This window comes from Actinoplanes sp. NPDC048791 (genome assembly GCF_040650095.1).
GTDB lineage: Bacteria > Actinomycetota > Actinomycetes > Mycobacteriales > Micromonosporaceae > Actinoplanes.
In genome coordinates this window covers 1-2,839 of sequence record NZ_JBEZGQ010001038.1, presented here as the reverse complement: position 1 = coordinate 2,839, position 2,839 = coordinate 1, and the positions used below count along the sequence as shown (strand labels likewise).

2 protein-coding genes and 1 pseudogene are annotated in these 2,839 nt (G+C 69.7%); 1 reads left to right on the top strand and 2 read right to left on the bottom strand.

The genetic code is table 11. The features are described from left to right. Nucleotides 1–4: 4 nt before the first annotated feature. Together AB0C29_RS41760 and AB0C29_RS41755 are read right to left on the bottom strand one after the other, a co-directional pair. Nucleotides 5–592 carry a DUF3455 domain-containing protein gene (locus AB0C29_RS41760; protein ID WP_360832879.1) on the bottom strand — a complete coding sequence of 196 codons (588 nt, stop codon included), beginning with the start codon at nucleotides 590–592 and terminating at the stop codon, nucleotides 5–7. Nucleotides 593–708: 116 nt separating this feature from the next. Continuing rightward, nucleotides 709–1,518, bottom strand: coding sequence for a hypothetical protein (locus AB0C29_RS41755; protein ID WP_360832876.1), 810 nt, complete (start codon nucleotides 1,516–1,518; stop codon nucleotides 709–711). A 448-nt stretch (nucleotides 1,519–1,966) separates the two neighbouring features. On the opposite strand from AB0C29_RS41755, the pseudogene AB0C29_RS41750 reads away from it, so the two are divergent. Continuing rightward, nucleotides 1,967–2,839: pseudogene (locus tag AB0C29_RS41750) on the top strand (translation initiation factor III); the annotation flags it as partial.

Below are 2,839 nucleotides of genomic sequence, written 5' to 3'. Positions count from 1 at the left end.
GTGGTCAGCTCTTCTTGAAGAAGCGGTAGACCGCCTGGTACGACACCGAGGCTGTCGCGCCGGTGGTGCAGGCCGTGGCCGGGGCGACGCCGCCGACCGTGGACAGGCGCTGGATGAAGGTGACGTCGCCGAAGACGCCGGGGCCGCGGCTGGCCTTCGCCGTGACGAGCAGCTGCGGGATGCTGTTCGGGGTCGCCGACGGCGCCGAGACCGGACCGGTGCCCTCGACCAGCGAGCCGTCGTCGGGCGACTGCCAGCTCGGGCCGCGGAAGTGCAGCGCGGAGGCCACCTTGACCGGGTTCAGGGAGATGCCGGTCAGCGACGCGGCCGGCTCGATCAGGGTCCACTTGGTGTCCGTACAGCCGTAGACCTGCACCCCCTTGGCCTTGAAGACCGAGGTCAGGGTGTTGCCGGGCGGGGGAACGAGGTTGGCCGGCACCGGGGCGGCGCCGCCGAGGAACCGGTCCGCCGCGCTCGCCGCGGTCACGGGGGCGGGCTGGTCGTCCGCGAAGGAGGCGCCGGCGGAGACACCGACGAGCGCCAGCGCGGCAGCGCCGACCCCGGCCGAGATACGGACAGTCTTGGTCTTCAAGGATCCTCCACAGTAGGGGGTAGCGCCCGACCCACCCTAGGGCTACCGTCCGCGACGGTCCCTTAACTGCGGCCTAAGTCTTCCGCAGGTTTACCCCAGGAAGTTGTGGAGGAAGATCAGTTGGTGGGGTAGAAGCCGGTCGGCAGTTCGGTGCCGTGTTTCGGCGCCCGGCCCCGCATGCGCAGCCGCAGCAGCAGGCCCACCCCGAGGAAGACCAGGATCCCGCCGACGATCAGGCCGGCCCCCAGCAGGCTGGGAGTGCCACTGTTGCTGCCGGTCGGCACCGCAGCGACGTCCACGTCCGTGTCGGTGGGTTCGGGCTCGGCGGTGGCCTCGTCGTCCGCCTCCTCCGCTTCGGCGGACTCGCTCGGTGACGGGCTGGCCGAGGGGCTGGGCGACTCGCTCTCCTCCGGCTCCTCCCGCTCGCCCTTGACCTCGCTGCGTGAGCTCGTCTCCTGCAGCAGGGTGCGGCCCGCGTTGAAGGCCTGCGCGCGGAAGGTGACCCGGCCCGGCTCGGCCTCGTCGTCGAAGGCGATCTGGTAGCGGGCGGTCACCGTACGGCCCCGGCAGAGCAGGCCCGGGTCGAGCTGCACGTCGGTGATCCGGGCGGTGCCGGCGGCCACGTTCTGCACCTGTACGGGGAAGTCGCCGTCCTCGTCGCGGGCCACCTCCACCTCGTCCAGGCCCGGCCCGTCCACCTCGAGCAGCAGCGACCAGCGCACCTTCACACACCGGTTCTGCTCGCTGGTGGCGACCACGGTGACCTGTCGCGCGTCGGCCCCGGCGGTGAAGGTGCGGGGCAGCTCGGTGATCTCGACCTGGAAGCCCGGCTCGACCGCGGAAGCCCGGCCGGGCATGATCAGGGTCGCGGCCGTGGCGGCCAGGATGGCGCACAGCAGAGCAGCGCGATGCCGCACAGCAATCATCTCCTCACGCTATGGCGTCAACTTGCACGCACGTGAGGTAGTTCGGGAGGGCCGGGCGAAAGGTTCACCCCGGACCGGTGATTCCCACCTCGATAACACTTTATTTTTGCCTTAGCCTCGGGTTTCCAGGCAGTGTCTTGCCTGGTCAGAGCACTTCCGGGCGAGATCGGTAGCATGCCCGCGCAAACTTCGCCGCAAAGAACTTCCCGAACGTTCATCCGAACCCCGGCCGCACACGTAGATGGGGGAGGGCAGGAGACCGGCTTTCACTCAGGGTGAGGAAGGGCAGGCCGCCGGTAGACCGGCCCGACAGTAACGAGCGCGGGGCACCCCCCACGGATGCCGGCGTCCCGACCGCCCAGGACGGACGCCGTACCGCTGCGGAGAACGAGGAGTTATGGCCCGGACGAAGATGAACCAGCGATCCGCCAGTCGTGTGGACGTCCCGATGAGCGCTACCGGCGGCCGGACACCGCCGTCGATGATCACCTACGCGGTGCTCGGCGTCTCCGTCCTCGCCGCGCTCTGGGCCGCCGCGATGCTGACCCCGGCCGGCCAGAAAGCGTACGTGTACGTCTTCGCGTACACCGAGTTCTACGTGGGCGTCGTCGCACTCGTGGCGCTCTCGATCACCATCATGGTGGGACTGGTCGCCACCGACCGGCTGGTCCTGTCGATCCGCCAGCGGGTCCTGCTGCAGTCCGCGCACCGCACCACCGGCGTGATCGCGGTCGTGGCCCTCTTCTTCCACGTGTGGACGAAGGTGGCGATGAACTACATCGGCGTGATCGACGTGTTCATCCCGTTCCTGGCGCCCTACAAGACGATGCTCATCGGCTTCGGCACCATCTCCGGTTACATCATGGTGATGGTGATGTGGACCGGTATCGCCCGGTCCCGGTTCGTCGGCAAGGGCAAGCCCTGGATGTGGCGGGGCATCCACGCGATCTCGTACCTGATGTGGCCGATCGCCCTGCTGCACGGTCTGGGCGCCGGGCGCCAGGCCAAGCCGTGGGTCATCGTCTCCTACATCATCTGCATCCTGCTCGTGCTGGTCGGCCTGGCCGTCCGCCTCTCCGTGCGGCTGAACCGCCGCAAGGACTTCGCGTCGCAGGCCGGCACCGGCACCGGCAAGATCCAGCCGGTCGGCAAGCTGGTCCCGACGACGACCCCGAGCGTCAAGGGCCGGGGCAAGAGCCGCCGTGACGACGCGGTCGTCGTCGACGGGTCGGCCGCCCTGGCCACCTGGACGCCGGCCGCGGGGCGGCAGTTCCGGCTCCCTCGCAGGCCAGCGCGAGGGCGGCGAGGGCGACGAGCACGA

Bases quoted from the DNA above. Each gene is read 5' to 3' on its own strand.
- AB0C29_RS41755 (WP_360832876.1), bottom strand. From the start codon at position 1,518: ATGATTGCTGTGCGGCATCGCGCTGCTCTGCTGTGCGCCATCCTGGCC.